We start from the raw sequence: 21,430 nt of genomic DNA, 5'->3' as shown, positions 1-21,430 counted from the left end.
CCAGCGCGATGCGAGTGGCTTGCATCCCCGCCCTCCTACCGTGAGCGCACGAGCTTCATCGGCTAAGGAGTTGGGGATGCGGGTCCTGTTCACGGCGTTCGCCACCAGGTCACACATGTACGCCTTCGTACCGCTCGCCTGGGCGTTGCGGGCGGCCGGGCACGATGTCCTGGTGGCGAGCCAGCCCGATCTGGTCGATGACATCCAGGCCACCGGACTGACCGCCGTGGGCGTCGGTGAGCCGCTCAATCTGGCCGAGGACATGATCTTCGAGGATCTCGCCCCCGGGCCCGATGACCCCCATGGCGTCGACATGAACACCTGGCCCGAGCTGTTGGACATCGGGGAGACCTCGCTGGCGCGGATCACCGACGACTACGCGCAGGGGGTCTTCGCCGCCTACGGGCCCTTGATCTTCCACTCCCTCTCCTCCGTGATGATGGACGACATGGTCGACTTCGCCCGGTGGTGGAAGCCCGACCTGGTCATCTGGGACACGATGACCTATGCGGGGCCGGTCGCCGCCAAGGCATCGGGGGCCGCCCATGCCCGGCTGTTGTTCGGGCTCGACCTGGTGGGCTGGATGCGGCAACACCATCTCGCCGCACTGGGTAGGCGGCATCCCGCCCTGCGGGACGATCCGATGGCCGAGTGGTTGAGCTGGACCCTCGGTGACTACGACCGCGAGTTCACCGAGGACACGGTGCTGGGGCAGTGGACGATCGACCCGGTCCCCACCTCCATGGCGCTGCCGACCGCTACCACCCGGGTCCCGGTGCGCTACGTCCCCTACAACGGGCCGTCCACCATCCCCGGCTGGATCCACGAGAAGCCGAGCCGGCCGCGGGTCTGCGTCACCATGGGCGTCTCCCAGCAGGAGGTGTTCGGCAAGGACCGCGCATCCCTCCAGGAGATCATCACGGCGACCGCCGAGCTCGATATCGAGGTCGTCGCCACCTTGAACGCGCGCCAACTCGCCGCCCTCGGCGAACTGCCGCCGAATGTGCGGGCGGTGGACTTCGTCCCTCTGGACGCCCTGCTGCCCACCTGCGCCGCCATCATCCACCACGGCGGCTCCGGCTCCTTCAAGACCGCGCTCGCCCACGGCGTACCGCAGATCATCGTCCCGGCCATGCTCTGGGACACCGTCCGCAAGGCGGACCTCCTGACGGAGGCCGGGGCCGGACTGCGGGTCGAGGACCCCGACCAGTTCACCGCCGCCGAACTGCGCGAGCACCTCAGCCGGATTCTCAACGACCCCTCCTACGCCCGACAGGCCGCCCGGTTCCGTCAGGAGATCCGGGCGACTCCGGCGCCCGCCGACATCATTCCCACCCTGGAGGGGCTCACCGCCCACCACCGCACGGGCGGAATCACCCGCACTAGGTGAGCGACAGCCCGCCGTCCACGGGGATGACCGTGCCGTTCGCGTAGTGCGCCTCGGGACGCGTCAGTTCGGTGATCCACCAGGCGATCTCTTCGGGAGTACCGACGCGTCCGGCCGGTGACTGGGCCGCCATCTGCGCCAGGAATCCGTCGTACTGCTCGGCCGACATCCCCATCCGCAGTCCGATGCCGCTGTTCACGACGCCCGGTGCGATGCCGACGACCCGGATGCCGCGGGGTGCCAACTCCACGGCCCAGGTCCGGGTCAGGAAGTCCAGAGCGGCCTTGCTCGCGCCGAACGCGCCGGCACCCGGCCAGGCCCGCAGCCCCAGTGCCCCGGATGAGCCGACGTTGACCACCGTGCCGCCGCTGGCCGCGAGTGCGTCCAGGGCGGCCCGCGTCAGCGCGATCGGGCCCAGCAGATTGGTGGCGATCTGCGCCTCGTCGTCCTCCCGGGTCTGGTCACTGAGGGTGCCGTACCGGGACGCGGCGGCATTGTTGATCAGCACGTCGATCCGACCGAACTCGCGCAGTGCCTCCCCCACCACCACCTCGCCTACGTCCGGCCGGGTCAGGTCGGCGATCACCGTCTTGATGGCGTCATGGTCCTTGGCCGTCTCGGCCAGGGCTGCCTGGGTCCGCCCGACGATCAGCACCCGGGCTCCCTGCGCGGCGAAGGCGCGGGCGGTCACCCGGCCGATTCCGGTCCCGCCCCCGGTGAGGACGACCACGGGTGTCTGGTTCGATTCTACGGTTTTCGACATGGGCACAGCGTGGGGAGCCCTGCTCGAACCGCAGTCGACTCCGCCTCGCTCCGGCCCGATGCGACGGCCCGGGTGCTGGCCCAGGGTGTGGCTCCGGAGCGGGCGACCATGCAACTGACGAAGTGTCAGTTTGTGGCGCGGACCGTGGTGCGCGGCAGATACAGATGCGGCTCGCTGGTGCTGAGCGCGCGCAGTGCCGCCGCGTGCGGCTGGAACTCGGGCTGGGCGACCGCTCGCCGCAGCGACTGCGCATCGTCCCAGCGGGCGATGTTCACATAGCGGCTGCCGTCGGTGCTGTGCCGCATCAACGTGTGCTCCACAAAGCCGGGTTGCCGGGCCATGAACTCCGCGGTCCGCGAGAACGCCTTCTCGAACTCCTCCGGAGTGGCGGAGAGCGTGAACGTGTTGATGAAGGTGACTCCAGCGTCGGGCGCTTGGGCGGTCATGTCCGAAATCCTCTCGCAGACGTCGATGCGTTGCGCGCCAGCATGCGCCAGCGATCTCGTCGCGCACTCAACGGCCGCCCAATGGAATCGAGCCGATGTCGACGGGGCGGCGATCGGCGGATGCCACGTTTCCCCTGCCTGTCAACGACCGGAACAGGGAGTGCCACGCATGAGCGAACAGATCGAAGCCGTACGCAGGGTGATCAACGCCTTCAACACCGGGGACGCCTCGGATGCCGCCGAGTACCTCCATGAGGACTATCTCAATCCGGCCACCCAGGAGCACGGCATCCCCCCGGGCCCGGGCGGGTTCCAGATGATCGTCAAGTGGGTGAAGATGACCTTCTCCGAAGAGGCACACCTCGAAGAGGTCAAGATCGAGGAGAACGGCGAGTGGGTCCGCGCCTACCTCGTTCTCTACGGTCGGCACGTCGGCAACCTGGTCGGCTTCGCCCCCACCGGCCGACGGTTCGCCGGTGAGCAGGTCCACCTCTTCCGCTTCGTGGACGGCAAGATCCGTGACCACAGGGACTGGCCCGAGTTCCAGGGCACCCTGCGCCAGCTCGGCGAGCCCTGGCCCGAAGGCGGCGGTTGGCGCCCCTGAAGCGTGTTGCAGGACCAGTGGAGCGAGCAATCGGTCTGCCGTGCCTGAGATCGACTCAGGCGTACCGACCGCACCGGAAGCGGGCAAAGCGCACCCGTTGAGTCACCGGATCATGGCGCGAACGAGGCGCCTCGCAGGTTCTGCACCACCCTTCACCCGACGCCCGGTCCGGCCCCGCCCCCCCTCCAGCGGGATCCGGCTCGTTCACCAACGAGCCCTCCTACCGTGGAGCTCATGGGCACCCTCATGATCACCGGCGGGGCCGGATTCATCGGATCACATTTCGTCAGGCACTGGTGCGGCACCCACCCTGGGGACCGTGTCGTCGTCGTCGACGCGCTGACCTACGCGGGCAACCTCCGCAATCTCGACGAAGTGCGGGATCGCATCGTCTTCGAGGAGGCGAGCATCACCGACAGTACGGCGATGGAGCGCGTGCTGCGGACCCACCAGGTCGACGTCGTCGTCAACTTCGCGGCCGAGTCGCACAACTCCTATGCGCTCTTGGAACCGGGCCAGTTCTTCCTGACCAATGTGCTCGGGACGCAGACACTGCTGGAGGCCGCGCGCCGCGTGGGGGTGCACCGCTTCCACCACGTCTCCACCTGCGAGGTCTACGGGGACCTGGATCTCGATGCGACGGAGTTGTTCACCGAATCCTCCCCTTACCGACCCCGCACCCCCTACAACGCCAGCAAGGCCGGGGCCGACCACGCCGTCCGGGCCTACCACGAGACCTTCGGTCTGCCGATCACCATCTCCAACTGCGCCAACAACTACGGTTCGCACCAGTTCCCGGAGAAGGTCATTCCCGCCTTCACCACGTCCGCGCTGAACGGTAAACCCCTCCAGCTGTACGCCCAGACGGAGAACCGTCGGGAGTGGATCCACGTCCTGGACCACTGTCGGGCCATCGAAGCAGTGTTGGAGCGGGGCCAGGTGGGGCGCACCTATCACGTGGGCAGCGGACAGGAAGCGTCCATCGCACAGATCGCCGATCTGGTCCTCGACGAGCTCGGACTGCCCGCCTCCATGAAGACCATCGTCCCCGACCGGCCCGGTCATGACCGTCGGTACGTCCTGGACTGGACCACCCTGAGGGACGAACTCGGCTGGCTTCCCCGCACCGATTTCACCGAAGGGCTCCGGGAGACCGTCCGCTGGTATGCAGAGAACCGGGCCTGGTGGGAGCCGTTGCTCGACCGGATGCCGGTCAACGAGGGGCAGTGGTCGACCGGAACACCAGTCGGGTCCGGGACGCGCTGAGACCTGAGGTCGTGCCACCCTCCCGTCGGGCGGGGCACACGAGACAGCGTTGGGGGCGAGCCGCGAACGGCTCGCCCCCAACGCCGCGTCCACGGCCTCAACCCCGGACGGCGGTGCCCTTGACCTCTTCGGCGATCGCCATCACGTACTGGCCGTACTCCGACGCCGCCAACTCGACCCCCAACGCGGCGCAGGCGCCGGCATCGATGAACCCCATGCGCAGCGCCACCTCCTCGACACAGGCGATCCGTATCCCCTGCCGCTTCTCCAGGGTGCTGACGTACTGCGTGGCCTGCTGGAGGGACTCGGGGGTACCGGTGTCCAGCCATGCGGAACCGCGGCCGAGGTCCACCAGCTTCGCCTGACCGCGCCGCAGATAGACGCGGTTGACATCAGTGATCTCCAACTCGCCGCGCGGCGAGGGGCCGATGTTCTTGGCGATGTTGACCACGTCGTTGTCGTAGAAGTAGAGGCCGGTGATGGCCCGATTGGAGCGGGGGCGAGCAGGCTTCTCCTCCAGCGAGATCAGCCGCCCCCGCTCATCGGCCTCGCCGACGCCGTACCGCTGGGGGTCGTGGACCGGATAGCCGAAGAGCACACAGCCCTCGACGTCCCGGGCGTTCTCCGCGAGCACGTCGGAGAACCGGTGGCCGTGGAAGATGTTGTCGCCCAGCACCAGTGCGGCGGAGTCGTCGCCGATGTGGTCGGCCCCGATGATGAATGCCTCCGCGAGCCCGCGGGGACGGGCCTGCTCGGCGTAGCTGAGCTGTAGGCCGAGCTGTGAACCGTCGCCGAGCAATCTGCGGAACTGCGGCAGATCGGTGGGTGTGGCGATGATCAGGATCTCCCGCACATCGGCGAGCATCAGCACGGAGAGCGGGTAGTAGATCATCGGCTTGTCGCCGACCGGGATGAGCTGCTTCGACACCGCAAGGGTGATCGGATACAGCCGGCTGCCGGTGCCGCCGGCCAGAATGATTCCCTTCATGGGATTCCCCGTCCTCACCGTCCGGGAACCGGACGGCTCCTCGATGTGCGCGAAGCTCCGGGCCGGACGTGTACGTCCTTGATGAGCCGCGCCGGCCCGCCCCGGGGGACGGATACCCGGCGCGGCCCCCTCACAGCGTGGCCAGTACGTCGCGCAGTGCGCCGATGACCTTGTCCTGGACCCCGCTGGGCAGCGAGGGGTACATCGGCAGCGAGAAGATCTCCCCGGCCGCCTTCTCGGTGACCGGCAGCGATCCCTCCCGCCAACCCAGGTGCGCGAAACCGCTCATGGTGTGGACGGGCCAGGGATAGCTGATGTTCAACGAGATGTCATACGCCTTGAGCGCCTCGATGATGGCGTCGCGCCGAGGGTGGCGCACGACGTAGACGTAGTAGACGTGGTCATTGCCCGGCGCGATCGCCGGAAGCACCAGATCCGTGTCCCCCAGCCCCTCGGCGTACCGCTGCGCGATCGCCCGTCGGCCCTGTGCATAGGCGTCCAGGCGGCGCAGCTTGCGGCGCAGAATCTCCGCGTGCAGTTCGTCCAGACGGCTGTTGTGGCCGGGCGTCTGGACGACGTAGTAGCGCTCCTCCATGCCGTAGTAGCGCAACCGGCGCAGATTGGCGTCGATCGCGGCGTCGGAGGTGATGGTGGCCCCGGCATCGCCGTACGCGCCCAGCACCTTGGTGGGGTAGAAGGAGAACGCAGCAGCGTCCCCCATGGTCCCGGCCAACCGGCCGTGATGGCGCGCGGCGTGGGCCTGGGCGCAGTCCTCGAAGAGCACCAGACCGTGGCGATCGGCCAGTTCCCGCAACGGCGCCATGTCGACGCACTGCCCGTACAGGTGCACCGGCAGCAGACAGCGGGTGCGCGGGGTGATGGCCGCCTCGACCTGGTCGACGCGCATCAGATAGGTGGCTTCGTCCACGTCCACGAAGACCGGGACCGCACCCACCGAGACGATCGCCACGACGGTCGGGGCCGCGGTGTTCGACACCGTGATCACCTCGTCGCCGGGGCCGATGCCCGCCGCCTGGAGCCCCAGCTTGATCGCGTTGGTGCCGTTGTCGACGCCGACGCAGTGCGCGGCGCCGTGGAAGGCGGCGAACTCCTCCTCGAAGCCGCGCACGCTGCGGCCGAGCACCAACTGCCCGGAACGCAGGACGGTGTCGATGGCGTCATGGATGTCGGCGCGCTCGTTCTCGTACTCGGGCAGGTAGTCCCACACGTACGTGGTCATCGGATGGCCTCTCTGACACGTCGTCGACGACATGTCGTCAACGGGGTTGGAGCGGACGGCCCGTGCCGTCCGCGGGAGCGGCGGAGCGGATCAGTCCCGGACGCCGACGAAGAGCCCCCGGCCGGTCGGTGCGCCCGGTAGGTACTCCACCGAGCACCCGGCGGCGGTGAACGCCTCGGTGTACTCCTCCTTGGTGAACAGGGTGAGGACGTCGATCTCGGTGAACTCCCGGATCCCCGAGACGTCGCCCACCAGGAACCGGACCTCCATGCGGGTGGCCCGGCCCTGGAGTGTGGAGTGTGAGATGCGGGCGACCGTCAGCCCGTCCTCCCGGCCCAGATCGCCCGCGACGTACCCCTCGACATGGTCGTCGGGGAACCACCACGGCTCGATGACCAGGACCCCGCCCGACGGCAGGTGGGCGGCCATGGACCGGACCGCCGAACGCATCTCCTCGACCGTGCCGAGATAGCCGATCGAGCAGAACATGCACACCACCGCATCGAAGGTGCGGCCCAACGAGAAGTCGCGCATGTCGCCGGGGTGCAACGGGACCAGGGGCAGCCGTTGCCGCGCCAACTCCAGCATCGGAGGGGCGATCTCCAGGCCCTCCGCGTGCTCGAACCGTTCGTGGAAGGTGGCGAGATGGGCGCCGGTCCCGCAGGCGACGTCGAGCAGCGAGGCCGCGTCGGGCCGCCGTTCCCGGACCAGGCGCACCACGTCCTCGGCCTCGCTCGCCCAGTCCTTGCCGCGACTGCGGTAGAAGATCTCGTACACCTTGGCGAGTTCCTGCCCGTACATCCGTTCTCCCTGGGGTTGGCAGCGTTGGTTCATCCCGGCTGGTCGGCTCCGGTCCCGGTCCCGGTCCGGTGCCTTCAGGCAGGCCCGGCCTTGCCCGGCCTCGGCGCGTATGGCCGGTGGTCGCGCTCAGTCGTCGACCATGGCGACCGCCCGGGCCCAGCCCGCTCCCGCGCCGGTGATCTTCACGGGGAAGCAGGAGACCTGGAAGCCGTACGGCCCCGGCAGGGCCCCGAGGTTGGCCAGCCGCTCGATCTGGCAGTACTCCCGCTGCCGACCGACCACATGGGCCGGCCAGAGCACCGATCTGTCACCGGTGCGCCGGTAGCGGGCGATGATGTCTCCGAACGGCGCGTCCAGGCTGAACGCATCGGTTCCGATGACGCGCACGCCCAGGTCGAGCAGCAGGTGCACCGCCGGCCCGTCCAGCCCGGCGAAGTCCGTGAAGTAGGCCCCGGTGCCCACCCGGGCGTCCGCCCCCGTGTGGAGCAGCACGATGTCCAGCGGGTCGGGGGTATGGCCGATGCGCGCGAACTCCTTCTCCAGCCGGTCCGCCCCGACCACCCCGGTCGGCGCATCGGTCAGGTCGAGCACCATGCCGGGTCGGTGGAACCAGTCGAGCGGCATCTCGTCGATGTGGCGCGGCACCCCGGTGCCGTAGGTCGTTCTGGAGCCGTAGTGCGAGGGGGCGTCGACATGGGTGCCCGTGTGCGTGGTCAGGGACAACCGGTCCAGCGAGAGGAACTCCCCGTCGGGCAACTCGTCCGGGTCGAAGTCGACTCCGAAGTGCTCCCGCATCTCCGCGCTCATGTGCTCGGCTCCCTCCCGCGGCGACAGCACCTCGTGCACCACGGGATCGGGTTCGACGAACGAGGCGTCGACGGGCGAGGACAGATCGATCAGGCGCATGTGTCACCTTCGGGCAGTGGACAACGCTGGAGCCCGATCGTCCGCGCCCGTCGCCGCAGGGCGTTGGAGGATCGCTGGGGCCGGGCCTCAACGGAATCTCGAAGACCGTGCGGCATCGTCCCCGTACCCGAGAGTGCGGGCAGCGGTCCGAGGAGGAGAACGCGGTGTCAGTGCAACTATTCGCAGAGGTACAGCAGTTCTACGCACGCCATATGCAGTACCTGGACGACGGGGCCGCCGAGGAGTGGGCCGCGACCTTCACCGAGGACGGCAGCTTTCTGCCGCCGTCGCTGCCCGAGCCGGTGCGCGGTCGCACCGCCCTTGCGGCGGGTGCCCGGAAGGCGGCGGCCGGACTTGCGGAGGCGGGGGAGGTGCACCGGCATCTGCTCAGCATGGTCGCCGTCGACCCCCAGGACGACGGCACCCTCAAGGTCCGCAGCTATGCGCAGATCGTGGCCACCCCCCGGGGTGGGCAGCCGCGACTGCATCTGATGTGCGTGTGCGAGGACGTGCTCGTCCGGGAGCGCGGCGAACTCCTGGTGCGCGAGCGGCGCGTCACCCGCGACGACCGGCCCTGACCCGGAGCGGGTGCGCGGTGCCCCCGGCCCGCGGATCCGTCCGCGGGCCGGCAGGCCACGACGACTACGCGGCTATCCGCCGAGTTGCACCTTGAACGAGGCGAAGTCCCGCAGCGGCAACGACCGGCGACGCACCGGCTCCTCGGCGAAGCGCAGCCCCGGAAGTCCCTCCGCGATGGCCATCAGCACCGCCGCGATCTCCATCCGGGCCAGATTCATCCCCAGGCAGTGGTGAATCCCGTTGCCGAAGGCCAATGAGCGCGGCGCCTCGCGCGACGGATCGAAGAGCTCCGGCAGCGGGTTCGCCGCCGGGTCCCGGTTCGCCGCTCCGAGCAGCACCCGCACCGGGGAACCCGCGGGCACCAGGTGCTCGCCGAAGCGGACGTCCTCGGCGGCGTAGCGGAACCCGGCCGACATCGGCGCCGGCGCGTCCCACCGCAGCACCTCGTCCACGAATCGCAACGCGCCATCGAAGTCGAGGATGGCCGCCCGGTGCTCGGGGTGGTGCAGCAGTGTGTGCACGGCGATGTCCAGCGCGGTGGCCGACGTTTCGAAGCCGGCCGTCAACAGTGCGACGAACACGGCCTTCAACTCGTCGTCGGTCAGCGGCGCCGACTCGGTGGCATCCGGGGCGACCAGCGCGGACACCAGATCGTCCGCGGGCTCCGCCCGGCGTCGTTCCACCAGGTCCCAGAGCCGGTCCAGAAGGGTGTGCAGCGCCACATCGGCGTCCTTCAGCGCCGCCGTGTCACTGCTGGGGTCGACCACATTGATGATCCGCGGGATCAGATCGGCGAGCAGTCGGTCGTCGTCGAGCGGCAATCCCAGCAGCCGTGCCATGACCTGGAGGGGCACCGGAACGGAGAGTTCGTGGTGGAAGTCGATGATCGCGCCGTCTGCCGACTGGGCGCCGACCTTCGCCACATGGTCCCGCGCGATGGTCATGACGCCGTGTTTGAGGGATTCCACCCGGCGAGGGGTGAAGGCCCGGGCCACCAGCCTCCGCAGTCGGGTGTGCTGTGGGGGATTGGCGTTGACGATCGACGTCACCAGCACCTTGAAGGCGTCGTACGCGCTCTGCTCCGGCATGAACCGGGAGAACGTTTCGGCGTCCGGTGCCGGGAAGAGCGTGGGGTTCTTCATGACGTACGAGCAGTCCTCGAACCGGGTGAGGACGTAACTCCCCAGCGGCGGTGCGAAGTACACCGGTTCATGGGTGCGGAGCCAGTCGTAGAGCGGATAGGGGTCGTCCTGTCCCGGGGCGAGCAGTCGACCCAGGACTTGCGCTGCTTCACTGGTGGCCGAATGCTGGTGATCTTCGGGGTTCACCTGCGTGCTCCTCGTTCGAACGGCGGCGGTCCCGCGTAGCGTGACCGGCCCCCTTCGAGCGCGACTCAACGCAAACTCGATGTCCGGCGGTCAGCATGACCGCACGTCGCCGGGACGGTTCGATCCGAACGGTCCGGGGCGGTGAGCGGTTGGGCCGTGCCGGCCGGGACACCCCGTGCAGAGACGACCGGAAGAGCGAGCTTCGAGAGATGAGTGGTGAGGACATGCCCCAGACCCCCGACGATTCCCGAGTCTGGTTCATCACCGGGGCCTCCCGCGGCCTCGGGCGCGCCTTCGCCGAGGCCGCGCTCGACGCGGGGGACCGGGTGATCGCGACAGCACGCGACCTCTCGACCCTCGACGCCCTGATCGACCTCCACGAGGGCCGCTTGGTGGCCTTAACCCTGGATGTCACGCGGCGCGAGCAGGTGTTGGCGACCGTCGCCCGGGCCGTCGAGGTCTTCGGACGCCTGGACGTCGTCGTCAGCAACGCCGGTCAACTCCTCTACGGCATGGTCGAGGAGGCCACCGAGGAACAGGCGCGCGCCCATCTCGACGTCAACTTCTTCGGAGCGCTCTGGGTGGCGCAGGCGATCACCCCGGTACTGCGCGCCCAGGGGTCCGGACACCTCTTCCAGGTGACCGTCGCGGGCGCGGGCGGCGGTTCCGCGTCGACCGGGCTGTACGCCGCAGGTAAGGCAGCCGTCAGCGCACTCGGCGAGGCCCTGGCCGAGGAGGTCGAGCCCTTCGGCATCAAGGTGACCCTGCTGGAGCCGGGGGAGTACGACACCGGTCTCGGTGAACTGGGCATCACGGCCACCGAGGAACTCGACGTCTACGACGAGGCGCGGGCCCGGATGATGGAGGGCTGGAGCGAGGCGGCCGAGCCGGCCGCAGATCCGCGCCGCGCCGCCGACGTGGTTGTCGAGCTCTCCCGGATGGACAGTCCGCCCCGGCACCTCGTGCTCGGCGGCACCGCGTACGACGACGTACTGAGCGAGTTCCAGGAGCGGACCGACGCCTACACCCCCTGGGCCGAGCTCAGTCGCAGGGCCGGCTGAGCCCGTGCGCGTCCTCTTCACACCGTTCCCGGCCACCACGCACGTCAACACTCAGGTGCCGCTGGCGTGGGCGCTGCGATCGGCGGGGCACGACGTCCGCATGGCCACCCAGCCCGATGTCCTCGACGACATCCTCGACGCCGGCCTCACGGCCGTACCCATCGGTGACGTCCTGGATGTCGCGGCCCAGATGAACCCCGATCCCCCCAACAACGCCAACAACGCCGACACCAAAAATGCGCCAGGGGGTGAGGCCGAGCAACAGGACGACGAGGAAGAGTGGCTCGACGTCCTGGACATCGGCGAGACCAACCCGCAGAAGCTGACCTACGACCACCTGCAAGGGGTGCTCACCACCTGGACCCATGTGGTGCACCAGAACACCAACCCCCGTCCCGTCATCGCCGAACTCGTCGACTTCGCCCGCTCCTGGAAGCCCGACCTGGTCGTCTGGGACACCATGTACTACGCGGGAGGCGTCGCCGCGATGGCCTCCGGAGCCGCCCACGCCCGGCTGTTGTTCGGCCTCGACCTGATGGGCTGGGCCCGCCAGCACTACCGCGAGCTGCTCGCCGGGCGGCCCCCGGAATTGCGGGACGACCCCCTGGAGGAGTGGCTCGGCCCCGTACTGCGCTCATACGGACGCGAGTTCGCGGAGGAGGCCGTGCTCGGGCAGTGGACGGTGGACCCGCTCCCGGCGTCCCTGCGCCTGCCGGTCGACCAGCCCTTCACACCCGTCCGCTATGTGCCCTTCAACGGCCAGTCGCCGTTCCCCGACTGGTTGCGCGAACCCCCGTCGCGGCCCCGGGTCTGTCTGACCCTCGGCCGTTCCTTCCGGGAGATCGTGGGCGGTGACCGGGCGTCGGTCCAGGCCCTCCTGGAGGCCGTGGCCGGGCTGGACGTCGAGGTCGTCGCCACCCTGGACGCCGGTCAACTCGGCTCATTGTTCCGTGTGCCCGACAATGTGAGGGTCGTCGACTTCGTCCCCCTCGACCTGTTGCTGCCGACCTGCGCGGCGATCGTCCACCACGGCGGGTCGGGGACCGTGGCGACCGCACTCGCCCACGGGGTGCCGCAGATCATGGTGCCCGCCCGCATGTGGTGCAACATCCCCAAGGCGCGCAAGGTGGAGCAACTCGGCGCGGGACTGTACCGACAGGCCGAGAAGTTCACCGCCGACGAACTCAGGGCGATGCTGGTCCGGGTGCTGACGGAGCCCTCGTTCGCCCGCAACGCGGGCCGGCTGCGCGAGGAGATGCTCGCCGCCCCCGCACCCGCCGACCTCGTACCCGTACTGGAACGGCTCACCGCCGCCCACCGCACCGGCCCTCGCTGAGGAGTGACCCATCGCCATGAGCGCCCGAGGCTCCGACACCTCCGATACCTCAGCTGAATCAGCTAGCCCAGACAACGCGAAACACTCAGACAATCCCGTGCACCTCGCAGGTCCCCCCGGCCCCGCGCCAGCGACACCAGCATGCGGAACGGTGGCCGTGCTGGGTGCGACGGGGTTCGTCGGGCGGCAGGTGTGCGCCGCCTTTGCCCGAGCGGGACATGAGGTCCTGGGCATCGCCCGCCACCGTCGTGACCACCCGGTGGACACTCCCTTCGCCGCATTCGACGTCGCCACCGGGGAACCCGCAGACCTGGCCGCACTGCTCACGGCAGCCGGGGTGGACGTGGTGGTCAACGCCACCGGTGGGTGGGTGCTGACCGAGGAGGCGATGTACGAGTCCCATGTCCTGCTCGTCAACCGACTGATCGCCGCGACGACCCTGATGACGTCCCGGCCGAGGATCGTCCATCTCGGCACCATCCACGAGTACGGTTTCGTCGAAGACGGTGTGTCGATGGACGAGTCCCTCGTGCCGGCCCCCACCACGCCCTACGCCCGGACCAAGCACGCCGGTTCCGCGGCCGTCCTCGCCGCCACCGAGGCGGGGCAGGTCGACGGCGTGGTGCTCCGCCCGGTGAATGTGTGTGGACCGCGCACGACGGAGGCGAGCTTCCTGGGCGCACTGATGGCCCGGATCGCCGCGGCGGACCCGGACGAGGGCCTGGAACTCACGCTCGCCGATGCGCAACGGGACTACCTGGACGTACGCGACCTCGCCGACGCGGTCCTCGCGGCGGCGCACGCGCCGGTGACCGGACGGGTGATCAACCTCGGCCGGGGGGAGGCGGTGCCCATGCGCGAGATCGTCGCCCTGGTCGTCGCCGCCTCGGGCTTCCCACCCGACGCGGTGCACGAGCGATCCGCCGAAGTGCAGAGCAAGGGCGGCAACTGGACCCGCGCCGACATCGCCCTCGCCGGCGAGTTGCTCGGCTGGCGTCCCAGGACCGGGCTGCGCGAGTCCCTGCGGGACATGTGGGCCACCGGCCCCGGGCGGCCTTGACCTGCGGCACTTGGGCAGCCGCACAGCAGTCGGGAAGTCCAGGGAGCCCGGCCCCGACACCACTCATCGGCGCCGGGCACCGTCCCCACCGGGAGCGCCGTGCGGTCAGCCCAGCCGTTCGACGGATTCCTTGCCGTCGCCGGCCGGTGCCTTCTCCGTCGGCGGCACCACCACCCGGTCCTGGGAACGCATCGTCAAGTTCCGTACGTCCGGTACCAACAGCACCAGGGCGGTGACGATGACCACCAGGGCAGAGCATCCCCAGAGCGCCGTGCTCCGTCCGAAGGCGATCTCCGCGGGACCGGCGAGCGCGGTCGCCAGGGGAACCATCGCCACCGAACCGAACCAGTCGTAGGACGAGACGCGCGAGAACTTGTCCTCCGGGATCTCCTGGTGCAGTGCCATCATCCAGGCGACCCCGAACACCTCGATCGCGATGCCGCTCACCAGCATCACCACGATCAGCCCCTCGACCTGGAGGGGCACCGCCAGTGCGGCGGACGGCGCCGCAAGGGGGAAGACGCACAACGACCCCGCGAGCAGCATCCGGCGCGGCTTCCACCGCATCATCAGGATCGCGCCGAGCACGGTGCCCACGCCGAACGCGGCGAGTGCCAGACCCCATGGGGCGGCGCCTCCGAGTTCGTCCCTGGCGACGAGCGGCCCGTACACCCCTTCGGCCGCGGCGACCACGGCGACGACTACGGAGAACTGCGCGACGATGCCCCAGAGCCAGGGGCGGCTGCGGACCTCGACCCAGCCCTCCCGCATGTCGGAGATCAGCCCGCCGCCCGCCTCGCGGGGGCGGATATGGCTGACGTCGAGGAAGGCCCGGAGCGCACCGGCGACGGCGAAGGCCGCGGCGTCCACGGCGAGCACCCAGCCGGGTCCGATGGCGGCGATCATGGCCCCGCCTATCGCCGCTCCGCCGATGGCCGCGCCGTGCATCGCCATTCGGAAGAAGGCGAAGGCCCGGCTCGCCTGTGCTCCGCTGACGCTGGACAACAGCATGCCCTCGGCAGCCGGGTTGAAGAACGCCTGGCCGGTGCCGCCCAGTGCGGAGAGCACCATCATCTGCCACAGCTCGGCCTCGCCGCCCAGGACCAGCGCGGCGAAGGCGGCCTGCGACACACAGCTGAGCGCATTGGCCGCGACCATGACCCGGTGGCGCGGCAACCGGTCGGCGACCGCTCCGCCGATCAGGAGGAAGAGTACGAGGGCCAGGGTGCGCGCCGCGGCGACCAGGCCCACCTCCCCCGCGCCGCCGCCCGTCTCGATGACGGCGAACGCCGCCGCGATCATCGCGCCATGGCTTCCCAGGTTGGCGATGATCGCGCCGGCGGTCAGTAGTACGTAGTTGCGTCCTGCCCAGGCGGGTGGGCGCAGCGGTCCGCGGTGGGAGGAGGGGGAGGTCACCCAGGGACTATCCCCGCTCCTTCGGCCGCTGCCAACTGATTATCGCGGTGCTCGGCCGGTCAGCCCGTCGAGGTGCCTGCCAGACGGACCGTGCTGAGGATCTGTTGGATCGTGGCGTCGGCGAGTTCATCCGGGTTGCCCTTGGTTCCGTAGAGCACCCAGGACTTGAACTCGCCCTTGTCGTCCTTGAAGGTGAACGCGATCGACTTGCCGTCGGTGTCGCAGCGGGTGCGCTTCTTCACGCCGACCGCGGTGGCCGTGGAAACGCTCCCGACCAGTCCGGACTTGGTGGTGTACGGCTTGGACTTCTCGACCTTGACCGTGCCCTTCGGCTCCAGTTGGGCGTAGGCGGCCCACACCCAGTTGCCGGCTTCGTTGAACGCGGCGCTCGCACTGTCCTTCGCGCCCTTGCCGCCCTTGGTGCCGACGTTCGCCAGACTCCAGTCCTCGGCCTTGCCGTCCTTGTCGGAGTCGACCGAACACCATTTGGCGCGGTAGCTGCTGGGGGCCGACATCACCACCAGGGGTGTGCCGTCGCCCTTCTTCTTGTCCTCGAAGCCGATGCTCACTCCGGGGCCGACGACCTCCCAGGTCGCCGGCACGTCGAACTGGGTGCCGTGTTTGGGGTTGGTGACGACCTTCCAACCGGCGATGGTGGGCTTCGCGTCCTCCGCACCGCGCGGATTCTCCGTGGGAGCGGAGGGCGCTGCGGCCGGTTGGGAGGGCGACGACGCCGGTGTCGACGCGGCGGCGGGACCGCCCTTGCCCTGGTCGACGTCCTTCTTGTCGTCCTTGCCGAAGACGATCACACCGGTGATCACCGCCGTGGCGACGACGGCGGTGGCGGCCACGATCGCGACGATCGTGGTCCGCTTCTTGTCGTCGCCTCCGCTCGGCGGTTGCGGTCCGCCGGGCTGTTGCCCGGGTATGGCGTACTGCGGCACGGTCGGCTGCTGGTACGGATTGGGCTGCTGATACCCCGGCTGCTGATAAGGGTTCGGCTGTTGGTAACCCGGCTGTTGGTACGGGTTCTGCTGCTGCGGGTTCTCGCCCCCGGGCGGCTGCTGTCCTGGCCACATGGCCAGTAACCATAAGGGGGGTGGCCGGTCCGCTGCCATGCACGTCCACGAGTGAGGATGGCCAAGCCCCTCTACTCGTGGGTAACATCGCGCCCATGAGCGCTGATCAGACATCCGTCGGCGAGATGCTCGCCGCCACCGTTCCCATGGCCAGGACCCTCGGACTTCAGTTCCTTGAGACCACGGCGGACCGGGCCGTCGTCCGACTGCCGGACCAACCCGACTTCCACAACCACGTGGGCGGTCCACACGCGGGTGCGATGTTCACACTCGCCGAGTCGGCGAGTGGCGCGATCGTGATCGCAGCCTTCGGCGATCAGTTGGACCGGGCCGTACCCCTCGCCGTCCGGGCCGAGATCGGCTACCGCAAGCTGGCCATGGGAGAGATCACCGCAACGGCGACCCTGGGCCGTCCGATCGACGAGGTGGTCGCCGAACTCGACGCCGGCCAGCGCCCCGAGTTCCCCGTGCACATCGAGCTCCAGCGCGCGGACGGCGCGGTGACCGGCGAAATGACCGTCGTCTGGACCCTTCGCCCCCACTCCTAGGCAGGCAGGGCGACTCGATAGGCTGCTCGGGGCGCGGCACGGACCCCGTACCCATGAGGAGTAGGCGATGACGGCTCAAGCTTGGATCGCGGGCGTCGGCGGCAAGGAACCGGACATCGACCCGGCCGCCTTCACCGCACCCACCTCCGTGGTCGTCGGAGAGGTCACCCTGGCTGCCGGCGCCAGCGTCTGGTACCACGCCGTGCTCCGGGCCGATCTGGGGTCCATCGTCATCGGGGCCGACTCCAACATCCAGGACAACTGCACCGTCCATGTGGACCCGGGGCACCCCGTCATCGTCGGTGAACGGGTCTCGGTGGGACACAACGCCGTTCTCCACGGCTGCACCGTCGAGGACGGGGTCCTCATCGGCATGGGTGCCACGGTCCTCAACGGTGCGCACATCGGCGCGGGGTCCCTCGTCGCTGCCCAGGCACTGGTTCCGCAGGGAATGCGCGTGCCGCCCGGCTCACTGGTCGCGGGCGTACCGGCCAAGGTCAGACGTGAGCTGACCGACGAGGAGCGTGCGGGCATCAAGGTCAATGCCGCGATGTATCTGGACCTGGCGAAGCAGCATCGGGCGGCGCAGCAGGACTGAACGGCCCGGCGGCTTCCCCGAGGCGCGTCGGCTGGCGACCAATCGTCCGGGCGGGCTCCTCACAGGGCCGCACCAGGATCTCCGCCGCCACCACGCTGCCCGCCGGCAGCCTGCGGGTGTCGGTGTGGACCGCGAAGGCGTCTACCAGCTTCAGCCCCCGTCCGCAGTCGACATCCGCGTCGAGCGGTTCCTGACGTCTGCCGATGCGGTGCTTCCACCGGCCGCCGTCGCGCACCTCCGTCGTCAAGGTGTCGCCCTGCATCTTGAGGGCCAGGGCCACCCATGTGCTGCCGCTGTGCAGCACCACATTGCTGACCAGTTCGGTCACGATCACCGAGAGTGCTTCGTCGCAGTCGCTGTGCAGTCGCCATCGGCGCGCGACCGTCCGGGCGAAGTGGCGAAGGGCCTGGGCGGATTCCGGCGTCGCCGACATCGCACACTGGGCGAGCCCCGCGGTTGCCCCGTTCGGCCCAAGGCCGACCGAGAGCGGCGCTGTGCGTCCTGAGGTCTCCTCTGATGCGATCACGTCGGCTCCTTCCGCCCGGGGAGAGCCCGGACCGGTACAGCAACATTCCCTGTCACTGCGTGCCGAGCGCAATTGGGGAGACTGAAGTACGGATACGCAAAGAAATGACATGTCCGGAATCTTCGAGGAGGGTGATGTGGCGACCACACCCGGTGAGGAGATCTGGGCGCGCTGGGTGCGACGGACTCTGGACCAGCCCCTTCCCACCCCGGCGCTCCTGCTGCTGGAAGGCGCCGCGGGAGCGGGCAAGACCCGTCTCCTCGACCAGTTGCGGGAGCAGAGCGCAGCCGCCGGCCGACCGTACGTGATGCTGACCTTCACCACGTACGGGGTGATCGTGGCGACCACCTTGGCGGAGGACCCCGCTACGGCACCCAGTGACCAGGGCCGTCCGGGCAACGGCCCGGCCGAGCCCCCGAACGGGCCCCACCGACGCACCGGGCCGGCCGACGCTCCGGGCGGACGGGCCGCCAACGGCGCCACGACTGCGCAGTCGGAGGGCCCTCCATCGGACCCGTCGGCCGACCAGGCACGGAGTACCGGTCAGCCCCCCTCAGCATCCGGCCGGCGGACGGCCACCCCATCGATCGGCGCCGGTGGGCCCGGGCGCCAGGAGGCGCCCACGGGGCAGCCCTCCTCAGCATCCGAACGCCGGACATCCACCGGCCCCCGCCCCGTCCTCCGGGAGCGCTTTCACCGTGACCCCGCCGCCCTCGCCCGGGACCTCGCCCGGCTGAGCGAATCGACGAAGTCGTTGCTGCTGATCGCCGACGACGTCCATCGGGCCAGGCCCCTCGACGCCGATCTGGTGCGACAACTGCTGGAACGTCCACCCACCGGACTTGCCGCGGTTCTCGCCTACCGCCCGGAGGAACTGCGCACTCCCGGTCTCGCGCTCGGCCGTCCCGTCGACCATCCCGCCCGGCTCACCCTCACCCGGGTACGCCTGGAACCCCTGGACAGCGAGCAGGTGCGGCAACTCGCCGAAGTGCGTCTGGGCCAGGAGCGCTGCCCACCGGAACTGATCGCGCGCCTCCAGGAGCGCTCGGCCGGAGTGCCGCAGGTCGTCGTCGACCTCCTCGGCCAGCTACAGGACGCCTACGGACAGCGCGACCGGTACACCGCTCGTGACCTCGATGACACCGGCACCCCGCCGCGCCTCGCCGAGCTGATCACCGGACGGCTGGTGAGCCTCCCGGAGCAGGATCGGCTCATCGTGTTCGCCGCGGCGATCCTCGACGGCCCGGCATCGGCGGCGGACCTCCACACGGTGGCCGGTGTCCCCGCCGACCGCGGTCGCAGTGCCTTGCTGGCGGCGTTGCGCGCCGCCGCGCTCAAGGAGTACGACCGCGGGCGCTACGACTTCCCCGTTCCCCTTGCCGCCCATGCCGTCTACCAGCGGATTCCCGGGCCCGTACGCCAGGACATGCACGCCAGGGCGGCCGAGGTGCTCAGTCATCGGCATCCCCCCGAATCGATCGACTGGGTCCGGTTGGCGGCCCACCGGCTGCGCGGCGGGCAGATCCGCGGCTGGTTCAAAGCGGTCGAGCGCGCCGCGCGCCAGTGCGCAGCAGCCGGGGAGCATCAGACCGCCATCGACCTGCTTGAACAGGTGCTCTCCCGACCGGACGTCCCCATGGAGACCCGGGCACGACTGGCCGGACTCCTCGCCCACAGCGCGGTGCTCGGACTGCACACCGATCAGACCGTCCGCGTGCTTCGACAGATGCTCGACGAACAGTCGCTGCCGTCCGCCGTGCGCGGTCGCATTCGGCTGGACCTCGGGTTGGTGCTCTACAACCAGGCGGGCCGGGGCCTTCAAGGGTGGGTCGAGCTCGAACAGGCCGCGGAGGAGCTGGAGGGGCAGCCCGCGCTCGCCGCCCGTGCCATGGCGGCACTGTCCATGCCCGTCATGTCCTCGGTGCCGCTGGAACGCAACGCGTACTGGCTGGAGCGGGTGCGGAAAGTCGCGGACCGTAGTGGGGACGAGGAGGTGCGCACCGCCGTCGCTGCCAATAGCGTCGCCATTTTGCTGGAGACCGGCGATCCGTCCGCGTGGCAGGTCCTGGAGGGGCTGCGGAGCCAGGCCGCGGTCCCGGCCCGGGCGCCCCATGTCGCCCGCGGGCTGGTGAACGCCGCCGATGCCGCCCTCTGGTTGGGACACCCGGGGCGCGTGGCCGAATTCCTCGACGAGGGGGTGGAACTGGCGGCGAAGGCAGGCGCCGCCTATGTGGAACAGGACGGCCGTGGCACTTCCTTGCTGCTGGACTGGATGACCGGACACTGGGACGGGCTCGGGGCTCGGGCCAGGGCCTTCCTCGGGGAGTCCGCCGTGATGCCCGGACCCGGTGCCGATGCCCGATTGGTGCTGGGCATGTTGGGGCTGGCACAGGGCGAATGGCAGCAGATGGCCGCCTGGTTTGCAGGGGACGCCCGTCCGCTGCCGCTCGGGTCGCCACTGCCGCACATCGCGGCGGCGGCAGGTGGATTGGTCCGTACGGCGCTCGCTCGTGGGGATGTGGAGGTCGCATCCGATGAGGCCGCCAAGGCGTGGGATCGGCTGCGGGACAAGGGCGTGTGGGCGTGGGCGGCCGACCTCGCCCCCTGGGCGGTCGAAGCCTCGGTGCGCGCCGATCGTCCAGCGGCGGCGAGAACGATGATCGAGGAGTTCGCATCGGGACTCGGCGGACTGGACCAGGACAGTGCCCCTTCGGCCGCGGCGGCCTTGGACTGGTGTCGGGGCATTCTGCTCGAAGCCGCTGGTGGACCGGCTGATGCGGTGGCCTGTTATCGACAGGCGAGCCAGATGTTTACGGACATGCCACGGCCGTACGCGGCCCTGTTGACCACCGAGGCGGCCGACCAGTGCGTCCTCAAGGCCGCCGCAGATCGGCACGACCGTCCTGACCCTTCCAGCCGATCGGCATCGCCCGACCCACCCGTCTCGTCAGGCGTCGCGGGAGCATCGGGGGCACCACGACCGACGGGGGAGCGATCCACCGGGAAGAAGCAACGGCCATCGAAGGGGGCCGCCGCAGACTCCTCGGGCTCCGCAGCTTCCGACGGCTGGTCCGACGACTGGCCCGATGACGAGACGGTGACGCGCGCCCTGGAGTCCCTCGCCTCCTGTGTGGAGCAGCTCACCCGGTTGGGCGCAGGTTGGGATGCCGCCCGGGTACGGGCCACTTTGCGCTCCCACGACCCCACGGCCGTCGGCTCCAGGCGGCGGGGCCGCCCCAGCTATGGCGACCAGCTCTCCCCGCGTGAACAGGAAGTTGTCGACCTGGCATCGGGCGGTCTCACCAACCGTGAGATCGCCACCACCCTCCACCTCTCGCCACGGACGGTCGAGCAGCACATCTCGCGCGCCCGGCGCAAACTGGAATCGCAGTCACGCCAGCCCCTCAACCGTCCCAGGGGCCAGCGCGACACGTGAATTTCCTGCGTATCCGTAGTCCCTCCTTTTGCAGGGCATACGGACAGTAATCACCAAGGGGC

Annotated in this window: 20 protein-coding genes; 10 read left to right on the top strand and 10 right to left on the bottom strand. The window is 69.7% G+C overall.

The window, feature by feature from the left end; translation table 11 throughout:
• Positions 1 to 76 precede the first annotated feature (76 nt).
• Positions 77 to 1,390, top strand: coding sequence for an activator-dependent family glycosyltransferase (locus OID54_RS06710; protein WP_329015354.1), 1,314 nt, complete (start codon positions 77 to 79; stop codon positions 1,388 to 1,390).
• Here OID54_RS06710 and OID54_RS06705 read toward each other — a convergent pair.
• Positions 1,383 to 2,150, bottom strand: coding sequence for an SDR family NAD(P)-dependent oxidoreductase (locus tag OID54_RS06705; RefSeq protein WP_329015352.1), 768 nt, complete (start codon positions 2,148 to 2,150; stop codon positions 1,383 to 1,385). The two genes, OID54_RS06710 and OID54_RS06705, sit on opposite strands and share 8 nt — an antisense overlap.
• A gap of 125 nt (positions 2,151 to 2,275) precedes the next feature.
• Positions 2,276 to 2,596 carry an antibiotic biosynthesis monooxygenase family protein gene (locus OID54_RS06700; protein ID WP_329015350.1) on the bottom strand — a complete coding sequence of 107 codons (321 nt, stop codon included), beginning with the start codon at positions 2,594 to 2,596 and terminating at the stop codon, positions 2,276 to 2,278.
• A 169-nt stretch (positions 2,597 to 2,765) separates the two neighbouring features.
• Here OID54_RS06700 and OID54_RS06695 point away from each other — a divergent pair, with 169 nt between their 5' ends.
• Positions 2,766 to 3,200, top strand: a complete 435-nt coding sequence (locus OID54_RS06695; protein ID WP_093751100.1) for an ester cyclase — start codon at positions 2,766 to 2,768, stop codon at positions 3,198 to 3,200.
• A 234-nt stretch (positions 3,201 to 3,434) separates the two neighbouring features.
• Positions 3,435 to 4,466, top strand: coding sequence for a dTDP-glucose 4,6-dehydratase (rfbB, locus tag OID54_RS06690; protein WP_329015347.1), 1,032 nt, complete (start codon positions 3,435 to 3,437; stop codon positions 4,464 to 4,466).
• A gap of 97 nt (positions 4,467 to 4,563) precedes the next feature.
• On the opposite strand, the gene rfbA is transcribed toward rfbB, so the two are convergent.
• The 4 genes from rfbA to OID54_RS06670 all read right to left on the bottom strand — a co-directional run bounded on the left by rfbA (position 4,564) and on the right by OID54_RS06670 (position 8,401).
• Positions 4,564 to 5,454, bottom strand: a complete 891-nt coding sequence (rfbA, locus tag OID54_RS06685; RefSeq protein ID WP_329015345.1) for a glucose-1-phosphate thymidylyltransferase RfbA — start codon at positions 5,452 to 5,454, stop codon at positions 4,564 to 4,566.
• A gap of 130 nt (positions 5,455 to 5,584) precedes the next feature.
• On the bottom strand, positions 5,585 to 6,694 hold the full coding sequence (locus OID54_RS06680; protein WP_329015342.1) for a DegT/DnrJ/EryC1/StrS family aminotransferase: 1,110 nt from the start codon (positions 6,692 to 6,694) through the stop codon (positions 5,585 to 5,587).
• Positions 6,695 to 6,784: 90 nt separating this feature from the next.
• Complete coding sequence (locus tag OID54_RS06675) at positions 6,785 to 7,495, bottom strand: class I SAM-dependent methyltransferase (protein ID WP_329015339.1); 711 nt, start codon at positions 7,493 to 7,495, stop codon at positions 6,785 to 6,787.
• 126 nt (positions 7,496 to 7,621) lie between these two features.
• Positions 7,622 to 8,401 carry a cyclase family protein gene (locus OID54_RS06670; protein WP_329015336.1) on the bottom strand — a complete coding sequence of 260 codons (780 nt, stop codon included), beginning with the start codon at positions 8,399 to 8,401 and terminating at the stop codon, positions 7,622 to 7,624.
• A gap of 164 nt (positions 8,402 to 8,565) precedes the next feature.
• On the opposite strand from OID54_RS06670, the gene OID54_RS06665 reads away from it, so the two are divergent.
• Positions 8,566 to 8,979: a nuclear transport factor 2 family protein gene (locus tag OID54_RS06665; protein ID WP_329015333.1), complete on the top strand. Its 414-nt coding sequence runs from the start codon at positions 8,566 to 8,568 to the stop codon at positions 8,977 to 8,979.
• 72 nt (positions 8,980 to 9,051) lie between these two features.
• On the opposite strand, the gene OID54_RS06660 is transcribed toward OID54_RS06665, so the two are convergent.
• Positions 9,052 to 10,308, bottom strand: coding sequence for a cytochrome P450 (locus OID54_RS06660; RefSeq protein WP_329015331.1), 1,257 nt, complete (start codon positions 10,306 to 10,308; stop codon positions 9,052 to 9,054).
• Positions 10,309 to 10,532: 224 nt separating this feature from the next.
• Between OID54_RS06660 and OID54_RS06655 the strand changes: the two genes are divergently transcribed.
• The 3 genes from OID54_RS06655 to OID54_RS06645 all read left to right on the top strand — a co-directional run bounded on the left by OID54_RS06655 (position 10,533) and on the right by OID54_RS06645 (position 13,765).
• Positions 10,533 to 11,369 carry an SDR family NAD(P)-dependent oxidoreductase gene (locus OID54_RS06655; protein WP_329015327.1) on the top strand — a complete coding sequence of 279 codons (837 nt, stop codon included), beginning with the start codon at positions 10,533 to 10,535 and terminating at the stop codon, positions 11,367 to 11,369.
• 4 nt (positions 11,370 to 11,373) lie between these two features.
• Positions 11,374 to 12,705, top strand: a complete 1,332-nt coding sequence (locus tag OID54_RS06650) for an activator-dependent family glycosyltransferase (protein ID WP_329015323.1) — start codon at positions 11,374 to 11,376, stop codon at positions 12,703 to 12,705.
• A gap of 151 nt (positions 12,706 to 12,856) precedes the next feature.
• Positions 12,857 to 13,765: an NAD-dependent epimerase/dehydratase family protein gene (locus OID54_RS06645; RefSeq protein WP_329015321.1), complete on the top strand. Its 909-nt coding sequence runs from the start codon at positions 12,857 to 12,859 to the stop codon at positions 13,763 to 13,765.
• 105 nt (positions 13,766 to 13,870) lie between these two features.
• Here OID54_RS06645 and OID54_RS06640 read toward each other — a convergent pair whose 3' ends face one another.
• Together OID54_RS06640 and OID54_RS06635 are read right to left on the bottom strand one after the other, a co-directional pair.
• On the bottom strand, positions 13,871 to 15,181 hold the full coding sequence (locus OID54_RS06640; RefSeq protein ID WP_329015319.1) for an MFS transporter: 1,311 nt from the start codon (positions 15,179 to 15,181) through the stop codon (positions 13,871 to 13,873).
• A 59-nt stretch (positions 15,182 to 15,240) separates the two neighbouring features.
• Positions 15,241 to 16,260: a hypothetical protein gene (locus OID54_RS06635; protein WP_329015315.1), complete on the bottom strand. Its 1,020-nt coding sequence runs from the start codon at positions 16,258 to 16,260 to the stop codon at positions 15,241 to 15,243.
• A gap of 95 nt (positions 16,261 to 16,355) precedes the next feature.
• Between OID54_RS06635 and OID54_RS06630 the strand changes: the two genes are divergently transcribed.
• Both OID54_RS06630 and OID54_RS06625 read left to right on the top strand, forming a co-directional pair.
• Positions 16,356 to 16,808, top strand: coding sequence for a DUF4442 domain-containing protein (locus OID54_RS06630; protein WP_329015312.1), 453 nt, complete (start codon positions 16,356 to 16,358; stop codon positions 16,806 to 16,808).
• Between the two features lie 67 nt (positions 16,809 to 16,875).
• A complete protein-coding gene (locus OID54_RS06625; RefSeq protein ID WP_329015309.1) occupies positions 16,876 to 17,406 on the top strand; it encodes a gamma carbonic anhydrase family protein in 531 nt (176 codons plus the stop codon).
• Here OID54_RS06625 and OID54_RS06620 read toward each other — a convergent pair.
• The gene (locus tag OID54_RS06620) at positions 17,348 to 17,932 is read right to left on the bottom strand and encodes an ATP-binding protein (protein ID WP_329015306.1); all 585 of its coding nucleotides are present in this window, start codon (positions 17,930 to 17,932) and stop codon (positions 17,348 to 17,350) included. The two genes, OID54_RS06625 and OID54_RS06620, sit on opposite strands and share 59 nt — an antisense overlap.
• Positions 17,933 to 18,041: 109 nt before the next feature.
• Between OID54_RS06620 and OID54_RS06615 the strand changes: the two genes are divergently transcribed.
• On the top strand, positions 18,042 to 21,368 hold the full coding sequence (locus tag OID54_RS06615) for a LuxR C-terminal-related transcriptional regulator (RefSeq protein ID WP_329015303.1): 3,327 nt from the start codon (positions 18,042 to 18,044) through the stop codon (positions 21,366 to 21,368).
• Positions 21,369 to 21,430: the final 62 nt, after the last annotated feature.

The organism is Streptomyces sp. NBC_00690 (assembly GCF_036226685.1).
Classification (GTDB): domain Bacteria; phylum Actinomycetota; class Actinomycetes; order Streptomycetales; family Streptomycetaceae; genus Streptomyces.
The sequence above is the reverse complement of the archived record's forward strand: the minus strand, read 5'-3'. Positions and strand labels throughout refer to the sequence as shown.